The sequence below is a fragment of the Micromonospora sp. DT233 genome, from assembly GCF_049841815.1.
Classification (GTDB): Bacteria; Actinomycetota; Actinomycetes; order Mycobacteriales; family Micromonosporaceae; genus Micromonospora.
Genome location: NZ_JBNCLB010000002.1, coordinates 792680 through 807707, shown reverse-complemented (window position 1 = coordinate 807707; position 15028 = coordinate 792680). Strand labels below are relative to the sequence as shown.

The following is a 15028-nucleotide window of genomic DNA, read 5'->3' as shown; positions in this document are numbered from 1 at the left end:
CGTGCACGACAGTCGGTTCGCGGTTGGGGAGTTGCGAGTATTCCAGGAGCAAGAACGGTTCTCCGGAACCGCATTCGCCGTCTCGACCACCCAGGCCCTAACGGCGTTCCACTGCGTCGGTGACCGCAAAACCGGCGACATTATCCACGAAAGAGTCGCAATAAGCTTCGGGGGTAAGGAGATCTCCGCGCGCGTTGTTCGGTACAACGCAACGCTCGATGTGGCCCTACTTGATTTGCTTGATCCGTTGCCGGGAAACCTGCGGCCGGTTCCACTTGCACTTACCTTGGCTCGCCACGATCGATTCGTTGCAGTCGGATGGCCCGTGTCGCGCCCGTTCCCCCACGACGCGAGCAGCATGAGCGGCTCAATAGTCGAGATTGAGGCAACGATTTTTGATGGTGTTTCGGCTATCCAGCTGTACTCCGAGCAGGCTGGTGTCGGCACTCAACTTGACGGGTACAGCGGCTCCCCCCTGCTTGTCAGTACAGGTAAAGGAGAAGCTGCCGGAGGTCTTATAAGATGTTGCCCGACGTCCGATCTAGACACCGGTCAAGCCGACGGCGGGACAGTTTATGCCACCTCGATAAGCTCCGTCGTTAACATCTGGGCAGACTTAGGCGCGTGCCTGCTCGACGCGGCCATTGTAACCTCCGCAGACTGTGCAGTCTCCTACGCCACGAATAGTTTCGACACCGACTGGGGCCTCTGGATCGCCCAAAGCCTCGCCAATGACGAGCGCCGCGTATTTATTCGCGACTGGTACCTTCGCCCCGGCGACTTCTACCTAGAGACCCTTCAGGCGGGCTTCGCAAAGGTGCATCAAGTATTCGTCATAATATCCACTGCGTCCCTGCGGGACGACAGCGACCTCTACCTTGCCGAGAGCCGCATCGTTCAGCGGCACGAGTACGCGCGACGGATACCCGTATTACTGGATGACGTCAGCATTCCAGCCTATTTACAGACACGGCATCCTCTGCGACTCTATAACTTACTCGACGAGGAGGAAGCCTGCAAAGCTATGATCTTGGGAGCCCTGCGGCCACCAGGGCGGCCGCCCGCTGATCAACCGTTCCCTGGTCGCAGCAAGAGCGTAGGTCAGCACACGACCTGGTTGAGCGCAGGTCCCCAAGACCTCGGGAGGCGAGATGACGGAGCCTAAGCCCAGCATCCATCCGCAGGTCACTGTTAGCTACGCACGTGACGATCTTTCAAAGGCCTTTCTTATCAGGCACCACTTGGAAGCGGCAGGTTACAGCTGTGACCTAGCCGGCTGGAGCGTGCATTCCGCTTCCGACATCTTACGATCATTAACGGATCATATCGAATCATCCAGACATGTCCTACTACTGGTGACTGAGGCCTGTCTCGGTAGTCTTTTACCCGAGGAATGGCCACTCACTCATCTGTCGGCTCGGAAGCGGGTGGTGCCCGTCCGACTAGACGACGTCGATGCTGCCCGGATCATCGGTCCAGTTTTTTTCGTTGATCTGTGCGGCATACCTGAGAAGGAATGGACCGCGCGACTGAACCCAGCACTGGAGCAGCGGTCGCGGCCACCGCGCGTGTCCTTTCCGCGCATGGGGAGACCCCTAGCCCTCGTGCCAGCAAATCGCAGGACGACACCGTTTCTTTGGAATGCCCCTAATAGGACATTCCGGTTCTCAGGGCAGGAAGCGCTAGTGGACGGGGTAAAGCGATACTTCGCGTCGGCCCTTCCTCATCAGAGCGCGCTCGTTCTCCACGGCATGCCCGGAATGGGAAAGTCGGCAGTAGCACTCGAATTCGCCTACCGAAGTCGGCCAGATTACGAGGTCGTTTGGTGGCTACGCGCCCGTGATCGAAACACACTTCTTGCGGATTTTCGGGAGCTTGCAGTGGCGCTCGGCCTGACTGAACCGGTCGACGACGGCTTAAGCGCGGCGCGGGCGGTGCGTGAATGGTGCGAGACGCGGGAGCGCCCCTGGCTCCTTATCTTCGACGACGCAGGCGATCCTGAATTCGTGATGCCGTGGGTGCCTTTGTCAGGCGCCGGTCATACGATTATCACATCACGGCTACGGAGCTGGGGCCGACACGTAGGCTATTTGGACGTTGATAGCCTCGACTCCAGCACGTGCGCTCAATTGATTATGCGGACGGCAGAGGTAGACGACTTTCAGCGCGCGAGGGAACTCGCGGCTAGGCTTGGCAGCGCGCCTCTCGCCGTCGAACTCGCCACGACACTGCTACATCGGGCTGAGTGGCCTCTTCATAGGCTTGAAGGTCTTGTCTCCTCTGCCCTAAGAGGTCAGAAAGGGTCCACGCCAGGCGGTTCCATCGTCTCGGCCCTCGTCACAGCCTGCGCCACTGCTGTCTGCACCGAGCTTCCTGCTATCCGAGCGGCACTACCGGTTCTCGCAAGTCTCGGCGACGCTCCGATTCCTGCAATTATTCTAGGCGTTACCAACGAGGCACCCGACGAGGTCTTGCGCCTCCTGGTTAAGTATCGGCTGGCGTCGGTCGTCGATTCGTCATCTTTTCGGATACACCCCCAAATTCGTTCAGTGCTCTCGCTGGTCGTGTCGCCGACGGAACGTCAGGAAGGTCTTCGGTATACCGCTCTGTGGATACGGCAAATATCAGAGGCATTAACAGCAGACCTTGGGTATGGCTCCTACGCATGGCGCATATCGCACCTTCTCGACCACGCCAGTTCGGTAGTTGAGGCGGCAATGGCGTTTGGTCAACATCCTGTTGGAGTTTACCCACTCGCCCTTATAATTGCGCGGCTACACGAGCTCAGAGGAAACGTCAGCGAAGCGATAAAGTGGTGCTTTCGTTCACTCGACATGATGCAAGATTCTGGCGAGTGCACCGACGATGAACTGCTTCGAGTAAAAATCGACCTTGCGCGAATGTCGTCTGAGCTCGGACAGCTAAATGAAGCCCGCCAGATTCAGGAGGACGTTCTCGCGACGTGCCGACGGACGCTCCTGCCAGGCCATCCGCGCATGCTCCAGGCGCTGAACGACCTCGCATTCACCCTATGCGAGCAGGGTGAGCTGGTACGGGCTGCAGCGCTGTACAGCGAGCTCACTCGGGCATGCAAGCGATATCTCGGCGAGGCGCATCCCGACTCGCTCGCTGCCGTCAATAACCACGCGACCACGCTGTTTCGGCTCGGGAACGCGGCCGAGGCCCTGCAAGTGCAGGAGTCACTGGTCTCTGCCGCTAGATCAGTGCTGGGAGAGAACCATCCCCAAACCCTTGCCGCAACAGCCAACTTGGGAGCCTTCACGCTCGCTTCAGGTAACGCGGCCTGGGCCGAAGATTTACTCGCCGAAACCGTCCTTTCTCACCGCCGACTCTACGGCGAGGAGCATCCGGCGGTTCTTTCGGTTATGAACAACCTCGCACTGGCAGTGGCCGCCACAGGAAAAGCCGAACAAGCGCGCGACATGTTCGAGGAAATGCTCATGGTCTGCCGCCGCATACTAGGTGAAGAACATCCAGATTCCGTCGCCGTCATGAGCAACCTGGCAACGGTATTGTCGCTCCTCGGCGACTACTCGCAAGCACGGGTGCTGAGCGAAGAGGTCCTTGGATTCCGCACCCGGATCCTTGGCTCCAAGCACCCCCACACAATCGCTTCCATGCAACTTGTAGCACTGGCCATTGAAGCGCAAGGCGGCGGCGATGTCCTAGAGCAACTAGTACACGCCGCGCAGGTATCGTATCAAGACGTAGCCACCTCTCGGCGCGCATACCCAGTTCGGAAAGCCAAGTGGGAAGGTTCCAACTGCGATTGGACCACCTTCGGGCGGGTGGAAGCGGACGGCAACGTATATTTCAGGACGACCAAGGGCGAGCGCGCCGTCGGCTCTTGGAAAGCCGGTACACCGGAAGCGGGCCTAGCCCACTTTTCCCGACGGTTCGCCGATTTTATTACCGAGGTGGATCTCACGGAGGCGCGGATGAAATCCGGTGCAGTCGACGCCAACCACTCATTGCTCAACATACGACGGCTGCTCGACTCGCTGGATGAGGCCCCCGTGGTAGGCGACATCGACGGGCTCACCACCCGGCTGGAACGGTTAGCCACGGCCGCGTCGGAAAAGGCGGCGCAGGAGCGCGCCACCCGTGACGCTGCTCGGATCGAATCGGTGGGCCGCAAGACTGCTCTTGTGGAGGAGGCCGAGACGCTGGCGGCGAACTCCACCAAATGGAAGACTTCCGGCGACCGCCTCAAGGACATCTTTGAGGAGTGGAAGTCCATCCGAGGAGTGGACAAAAAGACCGATGGCGAGCTGTGGAACCGGTTCGCCGCCGCCCGCGACGCTTTTGCGCGTCGTCGGGATGCTCACTTCGCCACCCTGGATGCGCAGCGCAAGCAGGCACAGATTGCCAAGGAGGAGCTAATCGCCGAGGCTGAGTCGCTGTCCAGCTCAACCGAATGGGCGAGCGCTGCCATCCGTTTGCGGGAGTTAATGACGCATTGGAAGGCCGCCCCTCGGGCTTCTCGGGAATCCGAGCAGAGGCTCTGGGAACGATTCCGGGCGGCGCAAGACCGGTTTTTCACGCGGCGCGGGGAGACCTTCTTGGCCCGCAACGCGGAGCAGCGCGGTAACCTGGCTCGTAGGCAGGCGCTGTTGGCTGAAGCGGAGGCGTTGGACGTCAATGCCGATCCACACGGGGCACAGGATCGGTTGCGAGAGATTCAGGAGCAGTGGCACGAGGCAGGCCGGGTACCGCGGGAGGTCGCCGCCGTTCTGGACCTCCGGCTGCGCGCGGTCGACGAGCAGGTCCGGCAGAAAATGGACTCCGTTCGGCGGCGTACCGAGACGTCCGCTCATCCGTTGCTAAAGCAAATGCGCGAGCAGGTAGCCGAGGCCGAGTAGCGGCTGACCCTGGCCCGCGCGGCGTGGGATGCGAAGCGCATTCGCGATGCAGAGCAGGCGCTCGCCGCCAAGCGCCAGTGCCTCCAGCTTGCCGAATGTGCCAGATGAGGTCGAGGGCTCTGTTGCGTTGTGGGATCGGTGGACGCGGGTGTTCGCGGCGTCGGAGTGGTAGATGACGGTCGAGGCGTCCACCTCTAGGATCAAGTCCGCCACCTGCTGGCGGGCTACAGAGTAACGAGGTCTGGTGCCGCGAGTTACCGTCGCCAGCCAGGCCGCCTGGCCATCGGCCCTGGGTGCTCGCTGGGTGCTCGGATGTACCGGCGCTCGACGGATTCCCGGCACGCACCCTGGATACCGGACCGGGAAGCCCTCACCGACGGGAACGCCACTGGGGGCGCCAGCCGCTGGACCAGCACGAATGTCGCCGGACCCGAGGGGCGGAATCTGGACGAGCCGCCGCTTTACTTGAAGAGCGAAGATTTACTTAAACCGATTTACTTTTAATCCTTAGGTTCTGGGTTCGAGTCCCAGGCGGCCTACCGTTGAACTGGGAAGATAGCCAAACGTGACTGTTTGACGCTGCCCCTTTCGGGGGTATTGTCGGATTTGGGGCTTGAATGTGCGAGCACCCACCGGGCACCCCGTCCAAGAACGGCAGCAGGCGACGCAGTTGGAGTGCTCTCGGTCACGATCAGTGCCGGTATGCTTACTTCGTCTCCTGTCATGCTGGCCGGCAGTAACTTCGAGCTCGGGCCAACCCTTGCAGCCTGCACCCGCTTGTCGACTGTCGTGCGCTGGCTGGCCGAAGCTGACCTCGATTACCGCTGCCCGCGCGCCTTGCATCGACTCATTGAGCAGATCATGACCGCCTCGATGAGTAGACCGTCACCGTCTCGGGCACGAACATGGTCGGCATCTGGCCCGCGTGGCCAACGGCCTCCACGACGTCCTACGCCAGCTCGGCGACGCCGCTGACGACGGCCCAGCCGCCCTTCCAACAACCACCGAGGAAGACCGGATCCTGCGCGAATTCGTGCCCGTGCCAGAGGTGCGGCTGAAGTTGCCGGGCTGCGACGTGAACCGTGCGGACGGGAGCGGCTACGTACATGGCAGTGGATTCGGACGAGCAACTGATGAACGCGCTGGCTAACGGCAGCGAGGAAGCGCTACGTGAGCTCTACCGGCGGCACGCCGTCACGATGCTGCGGATGCTGCAGCGGCTGGCACCCGACCGGTCGGTGGCGGAGGAGATCATGCAGGAGGCCTGGTTGGCAGTGTGGCAGGCGGCCAGCTCGTTCCGGGGCGACTCGTCGGTGCGCGGTTGGTTGCTGGGCGTCGCACGACGTCAGGCCCACAACCGGCTGCGCCGGCCGTCGCCGCCGACGACGGAGCTCTCTGAAGCGCAGGCGGTGGCCGACCCCACCGTTGACATCGAGGCCCAGGCACTGGTCAAGGCCGATCTGATGGCTCTGGCGGAAGCCGTGGCGGCGTTGCCGGACCATCTGCGTGAGGTGGTGATCCTTGCGGTCGTCGACGAACTGCCGTACCGAGACGTGGCCGCTGTTCTCGGCATCGCGCTCGGCACGGTGAAGAGCCGGATGGCCCACGCGCGGGTCCGGCTGGCCGCCGCCGTCGGATCAGGGAGGGCCTAGCCATGGTCCATCTCGACGATGAAGCGCTCCTCCCGGCAGCCGATCCCACTGCGGCACTGACGCCGCAGGTGCGCTCCCACCTGGCAGGGTGTGCGGCGTGCGCGGAGCGGGTCACCGCCACCGCACGACTGGCGGCCGCAGCCCGGACCGCCGACCAGATGCTCACCGGCCCGGCCGACGTGCCGTCGTTCGACACGCTGATCGCACCGGCGCTGGCCGCTGGACGTCGGTCGCTCCAGGCCGGCGCGGTCGCGGAGGCCGCGCCGCCGGAAGCTGTTCCGCGACCCGGCCTGCGGCGCTCGTCGCGGGTGGCCCGGCAGCTGGTGGCGGCCCAGTACAAGCTGGTTCCCGGCTCCCTGATCCCGTTCACCGCGCTCGGACTCGCCCTGGCGGTCTGTCTCGCGGTGGTGGTGCCCGACCCCGGCTGGCGGGGCGCCGCCTTCGGCGCTCTGGTCAGCCTGCTCATGCTCGCCGGCGGTCTTGCGGTCTGCGGTCCGCGGACCGACCCGAGGGCGGAGCTGCTCATGGTGCTGCCGGTCACTCCGCGTGCCGTGTTCCTGGCCCGGCTGGTGTCGGTGTTGGCAGTCGACCTGACCGCGGCGCTTCTCGCCACCGGGCTGGCCGCCCTGCTCGACCACTCCGTCGACACGTTGGTGCTGCTCTCCGGCTGGCTCGGGCCGTCGCTGCTGAGTGCCTCGGTGGCGGTACTGTTGACGATCTGGCGTGCCTACTGGCTCGGTAGCCTGGCCGGGGCTCTGGTGTGGTTCTCCGCTGTGGCAGCCGATCTGCCGCAGCGGCGTGTGCCCAATGTGGGTGTCGGAGCGATGCTCGATGCGGTCTGGTCCGGTTCACCTGTGCCGGCTGTCGTGTCCGTGCTCCTCCTGGCACTGGCCGTCCGGCTGGTTCCGGGACCACGTCGAATTTCCATCGAAGATCGGTGAACCACCTCGCCCGCTGTCGCTACGTACCTGTTGTGACAGGAGTTGAGATCTGGGGATTCGAGGCCAGGCGTTGCGGCATCGCCAGCCTCGCGCTGCCCTGGCTGGCCACCGGCGGGATCATCGCCGCCTCCTTGGCCGCGGCCGCGGCGAACGCCGGTACGGCCGACGCGGTCGGTCTGGGAATGGTGAGGCTGGTGGCGATGGCCTTCCCGATCACGGCGGGGATCGCGGCCGTCGCCGCCGTCGGCCGGGAGCGAATGCCTGAGCTGCAGTCCACCATGCCCACCCCCTATCCACGGACGGTGCTGCGTCGCCTCGTCGTGGTCGCCGCCGTGACTCTGCTGGCCGCCACCGCGCTGGTGGTCGTGCTGATCGCGCAAGGCCAGTGGAACCACCCGGCCCACGGTGTCGCGGCCATCCTGGTGCCCCTCGGCCCCGCGCTGCTGTTCATTGGCGCCGGTGCCTGGGCGACCGCCAGGCTTCGCTCGGTCGGTGGCGCCTCGGTGGTGGTGATCGGCTTCTGGTTCCTGCAGATCTTCTACCTCGACCGCTTCATCGGGGTGTGGCAGGTCAACCGGGCGCTGCTCTCCGTCGCCGGTGTCGCGCTCGCGGTCCTGGCCCTTCGCAAGCTCGGCGCCTCCGAGCGCCTCATCAACGGGAGCCGGGAATGAGCCGCCTGCTGAGCCCCGCGCTGACCGGCGCGATCAAGTACGAGTTCCAGATGGCGGCGCGGCGGAAGGTGGTCTGGCTGGCGGTGCTGCCGTTGCTCGCGATCGGGCTGCTCTTCCAGATCCTGTCGCCGGCATCGGCCGATCTCCACACCGCAGCCGCTCGCGTCGGTGCCTGGTCATTGACCATGAACCTGTTGGTGGTGGTCGGGCTGGGCGTCGCTCTGGCCGACCGGTTCGCCGGCACCACCCGCAGGGGCCTCCACGAGTTGTTGCTCGCGACGCCGTCGAGCCTCGCGGCGAGGATGCTCGGCTCGCTGGCCGGCAGCCTCGCCGCGGCGCTGGCACCCGTGGCCGTCACCATGGTCGTGGTGGGGGTCGTGCTCACCTTCACCAGTGGTGACGTGACCACCCTCGGTTGGGCCGTGATCGCCTTTTGCACGGTGACCGTGCCCAGCGCCCTGCTGCTGACCACCTTCGCGGCGACGCTGGGACTGGTGCTGCCGATGGCGGTGGTCCGGGTGATCGCAGTGGGCACCTGGTTCTGGGCCACCCTGTTCAGCACCAGCATCGTGCCGATCCCCACGGTCACCGGAACGCTGCTGTCCCCGTTGGGCGACTACGTCGCGGGCGGTTGGCTGCACACACCGACACTGTGGGCCGGCGAGGGCGCCTTTGCTGCTCCCGCCCCCTCCTCCTCCTCCTCCTCCACCGCCGCCGTCAACCTCCTCCTTGTGGTGGGGATGAGCGCCGTGCTGTTCACCGCGTCGTGCGCGCTCGCCCGACGCCGCCTCTGACGCCGACCGGAGACCCGATGGACATCGAGATCACGGATCTGACCAAGACCTTCAAGGGCGACGCGCGCGCCCTGGACCAGCTCTCCCTATCGCTGGCACCCGGCATGATCGGGCTGCTCGGTGCCAACGGGGCCGGCAAGACCACACTGATGCGCATCATCACGGGTTTGATCAACCCGACGTCCGGCCGGGTGATCGTGGGTGGCCACGACATGGCCGGTCCGGGCCGGCAGGCCGTCCGCCGAGTGCTCGGTTACCTGCCTCAGGATCTGGATCTGTATCCCGACCTGAACGCCCGTGAGTTCCTCGATTACGTGGCCCTGCTCAAGGGCATCGACAACAAGCGGGTGCGCCGCAGCCAGGTCGGGTCGCTGCTCGAACGGGTGGCGCTGACCGAGTATGCCAATCGCCGGGTACGTGGCTTCTCCGGAGGCATGCGCCGTCGCCTCGGCATCGCGCAGGCTCTGCTCGGTGACCCGCAGCTGATCATCGTCGACGAGCCCACCGCCGGCCTGGATCCCGAGGAACGAATGCGGTTCCGCGCCCTGCTCGCCGGCCTCGGCGGTGACCGGACGGTCATCCTGTCCACCCACATTCTCGATGACGTGGCACAGACCTGTCCGGAGGTAGCGGTGCTCAACGCCGGCCGCCTCGCTTACCACGGCAGCACCAACGGCCTGGTCGAGGCCGCCGACGGCAGGACGTTCAGCCTGCACACCACCGGCGCCCCGCCGGCCGGTGACCTGACGGTGGTCAATGCACAAGCCGCGTCGAGTGGCATGCTCTACCGCTTCGTCACCGAGACTCCGCCGGCCGGGGCGGAGGCGGTGGCACCAAGCCTGGAGGACGGTTATGTCGCCCTGATGCGAACGTCTCGTGCGCACCCGCAGGAAGCGGCGCGGGACCAACGATGAGACCCTTCACGTCTGGCGCGCGTACACGTGTCCAGATCACAGCCGGCGTCGCGGTCGCGCCCACCACAGCGGCGGTCTTCGGCGGGGTGGTCAGCGCGGGACGACACCGTTGCGGTAGGCCCACACCACGGTCTGCAACCGGTCCCGTACGCCGATCTTGGCCATCGCGCGCCCGAGGTGCGACTTGACCGTGCTGATTTCGATGAACAGCTCGTTGGCGATCTCGACGTTCGACAGCCCTCGGGCGAGCAGTACCACGATCTCGGTCTCCCGGGGGGTGAGCTGGCGCGCTGTCGCGGCGTTCGACGGGGCGGGCGGCCGCCGGCGGGCGAACTCTGCGATGACCCGGTGGGTGACCGCGTGGTCGACCATTGCGTAGCCGCCGGCGAGCCGCCGGATCGCGTCGATCAGCTCCGTGGGCTCGCAGTCCTTGAGGATGAATCCGCTGGCACCGGCTTCGAGCGCGCCGAAGATGTACTCGTCGAGGTCGAACGTGGTCACCACGAGCACGGCCGGCGCTGGCCCGGAGGGGTCGGCGACGATCCGGCGGGTCGCCGTGAGGCCGTCGCCCCGGGCATCCGGACGTCCATGCAGATGGCGTCCGGGCGCAGCCGGGCCGCCAGCGCGATCGCGGAGGTGCCGTCCGAGGCTTCCGCCACGACCTCGATGTCTTCGGCCTGTTCGAGGATGACGCGGAAGCCGGCCCGCACGACAGCCTGGTCGTCGACGAGCATCACCCTGATCATGGTTCGTCGGATCCCTCTCCGGTCGCCGTGGCCTACGGCAAGCGGCTGCCGTCCGGTCCCGTCGGTAGCGTCACTGTGACAGAGTTGCTGGTCGCCACCCTGCCGGGCCTGCCGGCGGTGGTACGGCTCGCCGAGGCCGTCCCGGCCACCGACGACCGGGCCCACCCGGGGTACGACTTCGCCCCCGCCCTGCCGTCGCCCTTCGACACCGCCGCCGCGCCACTGCTGCTGGATCTCACCGGACCGGGCGCTGCCCTCGACGCCCCGGACGGGCGGCGGTGGCGGCACTGTTTCGACATGAAGGGTGCGGAGATGACAGACCAGGCCGAACTGCACGACACGTTGCTGCGGCTCACCGGGCGGATCCCGGACGAGGTGCTCGCCTAGGCCCGGCTCCGGCTCGCCGACGGGCGAACCGACGGGCTCGCCGCGCTGCAGCCGGAGCTGGATGTCCGGCACACGTACGCCCCGGCCCTGCCGGGCACGGGCCCCTTCGGCGGCGCCGTGCCGCCCCTGCTCGACCTCGTCGGGCGGGGCCTGGGTGACGCCATCGACGACGCGGCGCAGGGCGCGGTGGCGGAGCTGCCCGGCTCGGTCGCGCTCTGGCGGGCCTGGCGTCTCGCGCCGGAGTGGGCCGAGGCGGAGCTGCCGCCCACCCGCCTCTACGTGGTGGAGGTCGACGGCCCGCTGCCGCAGGCCACCGCGACGGTGATGCGGGCGCTGGCCGCGGCCGGCCTGGGCCGATCCGCTGGTGGAGACGTACCGGCCCGGCGACGACCCGCCGCCGACGACCCGCCGGGCCCGCGACGCCGGGGCGCTGCTCTGGACCCGGGCCGAGGCGTCACCGATCCGCCTCGCCCGGGTCTTCGACGCGGTGGACGGCGGCCGCCCGTGGTTCCACCCGGACCACGAGCGCCTCGACGGCACGGAGCGGGCCCGGGTGGTGGCGTACCTGGAGGCGGGGTCGCCCGTCCTGGCCACCACGGCGAGGACGACCGACGTGGTCGAGCCGCAACGGGGCGCGGTCGTGCCGATGAGCTACCGCACCGACGGCCGCTGGCTCTGGCCCGAGTCGGTGACCTACTACCTGATCGAGTACGGGCTGGCGCCGCAGGCGGAGCTGCTGGCGTCGATCCGCGCCGCCGGGTCGCTGCTGCCCGCAGTCGACCCGGTCGACGAGCACCGGGTGTTGGCCCGGATCTTCCAGTCGCAGGCGGTCGTCCCGATCCCGCCCCGGTAAGCCGCCACCCGCAAGGCGCACGCCCTTGTCGGGGCTCGCGGATCGGGGCTCCGGGCTGGGCCCGACGGCCGGCGTCATGCTCAGGGTCGTCGATGTTGCCGGAACGGGTACGGGCGTGTTGGAATGGCTCACATCGCCGCAGCGCGGGGGCAACCGCGCTGGGAACGGCCAGCACGGGAGCATCGCAGTGCCGGCGACGCGCCGCTTCGGCGGGCGCGCGCCGCATCGCCGGGCCATCGTCATCACGACGCCCAGGCGTCCGCCGTACGTCTTCCCGCCACGCGTTTCTGAGACCAGCGCGACCTTCGACCGCTGCCCCGGCGGGTTGCCCGATCTGCCGTGTCGGCGAGTTCCGTCCAGCCCTCCTGCCCGGGCGGCAGGTTCCCCACCTCGTAAAGGATGACCATGCGTCGTTTCCTTGCGGTGTTCGCCGCAGCCCTGATCCTCGGCACCACCGCCGGCAGCGTCCCGGCCGGCGCCTCGGGCGCCGCCCCGCGTTCGTGCCCGCGCGGCCTGCTCTTCTGCGAAGACTTCGAGCGGCTGCCTCGGGGCGGCCCCAGCACGCTGAACTGGGGCGTCGACACCCGTAACGGCACCCTCACCGTCGAGCGTGCCCGGCACGGCAACCAGGTGCTACACGTCCACACCGTCGACAACGGGCGGGCGTTTCTGCGCGTCGACGACTTCGCCGCGCCGGGGAACCGGTTCTACGGCCGGATGCGGCTGCGCGTCGACGCCTTCCCGACCGCCCCCGACTGGGCGCACTTCACCCTGGTGGAGGCGAGCGGCACCGGCAGCTCCGAGATCGTCCGTCCGGTCGGCGGCCAGTACGCGCCCACGGTCCCCGGCGTCTTCTGGGGGGTGGGCGCGGACGGTGGCCCGACCGGCGACTGGACCAACTGGCGGGAGTCCGCCCCGGTCGCGGCGGACACCTGGCAGTGCTTCGAGTGGAAGCTCGACCCTGCCGACAACCGCGTCGCGGTCTGGATCGACGGCGTCGCAAGGCCGGAACTGACCGCCTCCACCACCGAACACGGCGGCAACGCCGTGCCCTTCATCCTGCCGGCGGTCGACACGGTGAAGATCGGCTGGCAGCTCTACCAGGGCGGCACCACGCCGGGCGAGTTCGACCTCTGGATCGACGACATCGCCCTCTCCACCGGGCGGCTCGGTTGCTGACCCCGACCGGCCCGACGCTCGGTTCCTAGGCGCCGGCGGCCGGGGGCGGACGAGCGTGGGTTCCGGTGCGGCCCGGCCTCCGGCCGCTGCGGCACCCGGCCCGATCCTCGCCGTCCCTGGCCGCGCGGCACCCGCTCCTCCGTCGTCCGCGTCGTCGAACGGCATCCCGGAAATCGGAATGGACCCGGCCGGCGGCGGGCTGCTGCTCGGTGCCGGTCACCGCTCTGCCGCCGATGTCGACGCGTTGTTTCTGTAGGTCGCGTTTCTTTTCCGGGCAGCTTGCCCGGGCGGGTTGGTGTGTCCTCGCGGATCTGCTCGGGAGCGCGACTGTGGTCGTTATCGCGGAAGTCGTGCGGGCGGCCGTTTCGATCAAGTGCGGCTACGACTTCCTCGGTGCGGCGCGGCGCTGGCGGAGCAATCCCGCCGCGCGTCGTCGCCGTGGCGCCGACCGGTCGGCCGACCGCCGCCGTGTCGAGCGAGTGGTCGCCTGCGGGTCGGAAAGGTTCTGCGGAACCGGCTCCCGAGCGTCGGTGCCCCTCGGCCGACGGGCTCGTCCATCCACTGTGGAAATCCTACGACCGGGGGTCCAGCGACGTCTTCCAACGTCACAGCCATCGGCGTGCGACAATGGATCTTGACTTCATTCGACATCCGGTCGATGCCGGCGTGGCTGCTTCGTGGTGAGGGGTTGACGCGACTCGGGCGATTGGCATAGCTTTTCGAAGCAGCTTGTTTCGCTCGATATCGCAGCTGGGATCATCGACGCTACCGGCGGGCGAACGACATTCATCGGGGTGTGATCCCCGCACAGACGAATTGCTGGATTTCCGGGGGCGCATGAATTCATCGTCTGTCTCCACCTGGCCGTTGTATCCCACCGAGCTGAGGTGGTCCGGGGCGTCGTGCCGGCACCAGGCTGTCCCGTCCGCGCCCACCGGGGACGCGTGCCCGCCGGCGTGCCGGGCGACGTCCCGTCCGAGGCCGGCCCGGCCCGGTCTCCGTCCGGCATCCGCCGGTTTCGGGCCAGGCCCTCCGAAAGCCCAGCCTCCCCGCGAGCTCGGCCCCACCGAGCCCGGCCCGCCCTAGACCCGGCCCGCCCAGACCCGGCCCCGTCCAGGCCAGCAACCGACCCGCCGCCTGCGGGCCGGCGCACCGCCCTGCCCGGCACTACTTCGAGTAAGGAGTCGATCCATGACCGACACCGCCCAGGTGGTCCGCACCCTGACCAACGACGTGGCTCCCGAGCTCACCACCGAGACGCTGCTGCAGCTCGCGAACCGGGAGATCGGCGCGATCCACGTCCGGGGCTACTACCCGGTCGACATCGCCGCGGAGGTCGCCCAGAAGGCCATCGACCACCCGGCCCTCGGCCACTACCACAAGCAGTACACCAGCAGCGTCGGCCGGGTCTACATGCCGCACATCGACACCAAGTGGGACGCCGAGCTGACCGCCAAGTACCACGACGCCGCGCTGCCGGCGATCCGCGACGTGCGCTCGATGTTCCACCCGTACCTGTCGCCCATGGACCGGGTGCGCCTGGAACTGCAGGAGCTGTGGCCGGCCGGCGCGAACCTGCTGCGGCTGCGCGGGCGGGCCGCGTTCGTCGGCGCGTTCCGGGTCTTCCAGCCGAAGACCTCGGAGTTCTACCCGCACAACGACGCCATCGACCAGGAGACCGACGCGCCGGAGATCCAGGGCGTGCTCAACCAACTGGTCGCCAACATCTATCTGCAGGTCCCCGAGCGGGGCGGCGACCTGCAACTGTGGCTGCGGGAGCCGACCCCCGAGGAGACCCGCACCATCCTCGAGGTCGAGGGCCTCGACCCGGCGACCGTGGAGCCGCCGGTCGTGCAGATCCACCCGGACGCCGGCGACCTGATCATCTTCAGCCCGCGGATGCTGCACGCCGTGACCTCCGGTGAGGGCGTCCACCGGGTCGGCGCAGCCGCGTTCATCGCGTCCAAGGGTCCGCAGGAGCCCCTCCTCTACTGGAGCTGACCGTCCG

At 67.3% G+C, this 15028-nt stretch carries 9 protein-coding genes and 4 pseudogenes; 11 read left to right on the top strand and 2 right to left on the bottom strand.

The window, feature by feature from the left end:
- The first annotated feature begins 1 nt into the window (after position 1).
- The 3 genes and pseudogenes from ACLQ2V_RS07870 to ACLQ2V_RS07860 all read left to right on the top strand — a co-directional run bounded on the left by ACLQ2V_RS07870 (position 2) and on the right by ACLQ2V_RS07860 (position 4991).
- On the top strand, positions 2-1165 hold the full coding sequence (locus tag ACLQ2V_RS07870) for a trypsin-like peptidase domain-containing protein (protein ID WP_425717685.1): 1164 nt from the start codon (positions 2-4) through the stop codon (positions 1163-1165).
- Positions 1152-3680 (top strand): annotated as a pseudogene (gene fxsT, locus ACLQ2V_RS07865) (FxSxx-COOH system tetratricopeptide repeat protein); the annotation flags it as partial. The gene ACLQ2V_RS07870 and the pseudogene fxsT, both read left to right, overlap by 14 nt.
- A 129-nt stretch (positions 3681-3809) precedes the next feature.
- Positions 3810-4991, top strand: a pseudogene (locus ACLQ2V_RS07860) (DUF349 domain-containing protein).
- 841 nt (positions 4992-5832) lie between these two features.
- Here ACLQ2V_RS07860 and ACLQ2V_RS07855 read toward each other — a convergent pair.
- Positions 5833-5991: a hypothetical protein gene (locus ACLQ2V_RS07855; protein ID WP_425717684.1), complete on the bottom strand. Its 159-nt coding sequence runs from the start codon at positions 5989-5991 to the stop codon at positions 5833-5835.
- 4 nt (positions 5992-5995) lie between these two features.
- On the opposite strand from ACLQ2V_RS07855, the gene ACLQ2V_RS07850 reads away from it, so the two are divergent.
- The 5 genes from ACLQ2V_RS07850 to ACLQ2V_RS07830 are packed head-to-tail and all read left to right on the top strand — an operon-like array spanning position 5996 to position 9855.
- Positions 5996-6535 (top strand): RNA polymerase sigma factor, encoded by a 540-nt coding sequence (locus tag ACLQ2V_RS07850; RefSeq protein ID WP_425717683.1) that lies wholly within the window; start codon positions 5996-5998, stop codon positions 6533-6535.
- A 2-nt stretch (positions 6536-6537) separates the two neighbouring features.
- A complete protein-coding gene (locus ACLQ2V_RS07845; protein ID WP_425717682.1) occupies positions 6538-7476 on the top strand; it encodes a hypothetical protein in 939 nt (312 codons plus the stop codon).
- Entirely contained in the window at positions 7473-8147 is a 675-nt protein-coding gene (locus ACLQ2V_RS07840) for a hypothetical protein (RefSeq protein ID WP_425717681.1), read from the top strand. Before ACLQ2V_RS07845 ends, ACLQ2V_RS07840 begins: the two co-directional genes overlap by 4 nt.
- Positions 8144-8941: a hypothetical protein gene (locus ACLQ2V_RS07835; RefSeq protein WP_425717680.1), complete on the top strand. Its 798-nt coding sequence runs from the start codon at positions 8144-8146 to the stop codon at positions 8939-8941. The genes ACLQ2V_RS07840 and ACLQ2V_RS07835 overlap by 4 nt, the downstream gene beginning before the upstream one ends.
- A gap of 17 nt (positions 8942-8958) precedes the next feature.
- Positions 8959-9855 carry an ABC transporter ATP-binding protein gene (locus ACLQ2V_RS07830; protein WP_425717679.1) on the top strand — a complete coding sequence of 299 codons (897 nt, stop codon included), beginning with the start codon at positions 8959-8961 and terminating at the stop codon, positions 9853-9855.
- A gap of 90 nt (positions 9856-9945) precedes the next feature.
- Here ACLQ2V_RS07830 and ACLQ2V_RS07825 read toward each other — a convergent pair.
- Positions 9946-10601: pseudogene (locus tag ACLQ2V_RS07825) on the bottom strand (response regulator).
- Positions 10602-10913: 312 nt separating this feature from the next.
- Between ACLQ2V_RS07825 and ACLQ2V_RS07820 the strand changes: the two are divergent.
- The 3 genes and pseudogenes from ACLQ2V_RS07820 (at position 10914) to ACLQ2V_RS07810 (ending at position 15021) form a co-directional block, all read left to right on the top strand.
- Positions 10914-11841: pseudogene (locus ACLQ2V_RS07820) on the top strand (hypothetical protein).
- Between the two features lie 405 nt (positions 11842-12246).
- Complete coding sequence (locus ACLQ2V_RS07815; protein ID WP_425717678.1) at positions 12247-13020, top strand: hypothetical protein; 774 nt, start codon at positions 12247-12249, stop codon at positions 13018-13020.
- A gap of 1191 nt (positions 13021-14211) precedes the next feature.
- The gene (locus tag ACLQ2V_RS07810; protein WP_425717677.1) at positions 14212-15021 is read left to right on the top strand and encodes a hypothetical protein; all 810 of its coding nucleotides are present in this window, start codon (positions 14212-14214) and stop codon (positions 15019-15021) included.
- Positions 15022-15028: the final 7 nt, after the last annotated feature.

What these genes read in the sequence shown, in the direction of transcription:
- ACLQ2V_RS07810 (WP_425717677.1), top strand. Translation starts at nt 14,212, where the DNA reads ATGACCGACACCGCCCAGGTGGTCCGCACCCTGACCAACGACGTGGCT.
- ACLQ2V_RS07835 (WP_425717680.1), top strand. Translation starts at nt 8,144, where the DNA reads ATGAGCCGCCTGCTGAGCCCCGCGCTGACCGGCGCGATCAAGTACGAG.
- ACLQ2V_RS07815 (WP_425717678.1), top strand. Translation starts at nt 12,247, where the DNA reads ATGCGTCGTTTCCTTGCGGTGTTCGCCGCAGCCCTGATCCTCGGCACC.
- ACLQ2V_RS07830 (WP_425717679.1), top strand. Translation starts at nt 8,959, where the DNA reads ATGGACATCGAGATCACGGATCTGACCAAGACCTTCAAGGGCGACGCG.
- ACLQ2V_RS07845 (WP_425717682.1), top strand. Translation starts at nt 6,538, where the DNA reads ATGGTCCATCTCGACGATGAAGCGCTCCTCCCGGCAGCCGATCCCACT.
- ACLQ2V_RS07855 (WP_425717684.1), bottom strand. Translation starts at nt 5,991, where the DNA reads ATGTACGTAGCCGCTCCCGTCCGCACGGTTCACGTCGCAGCCCGGCAA.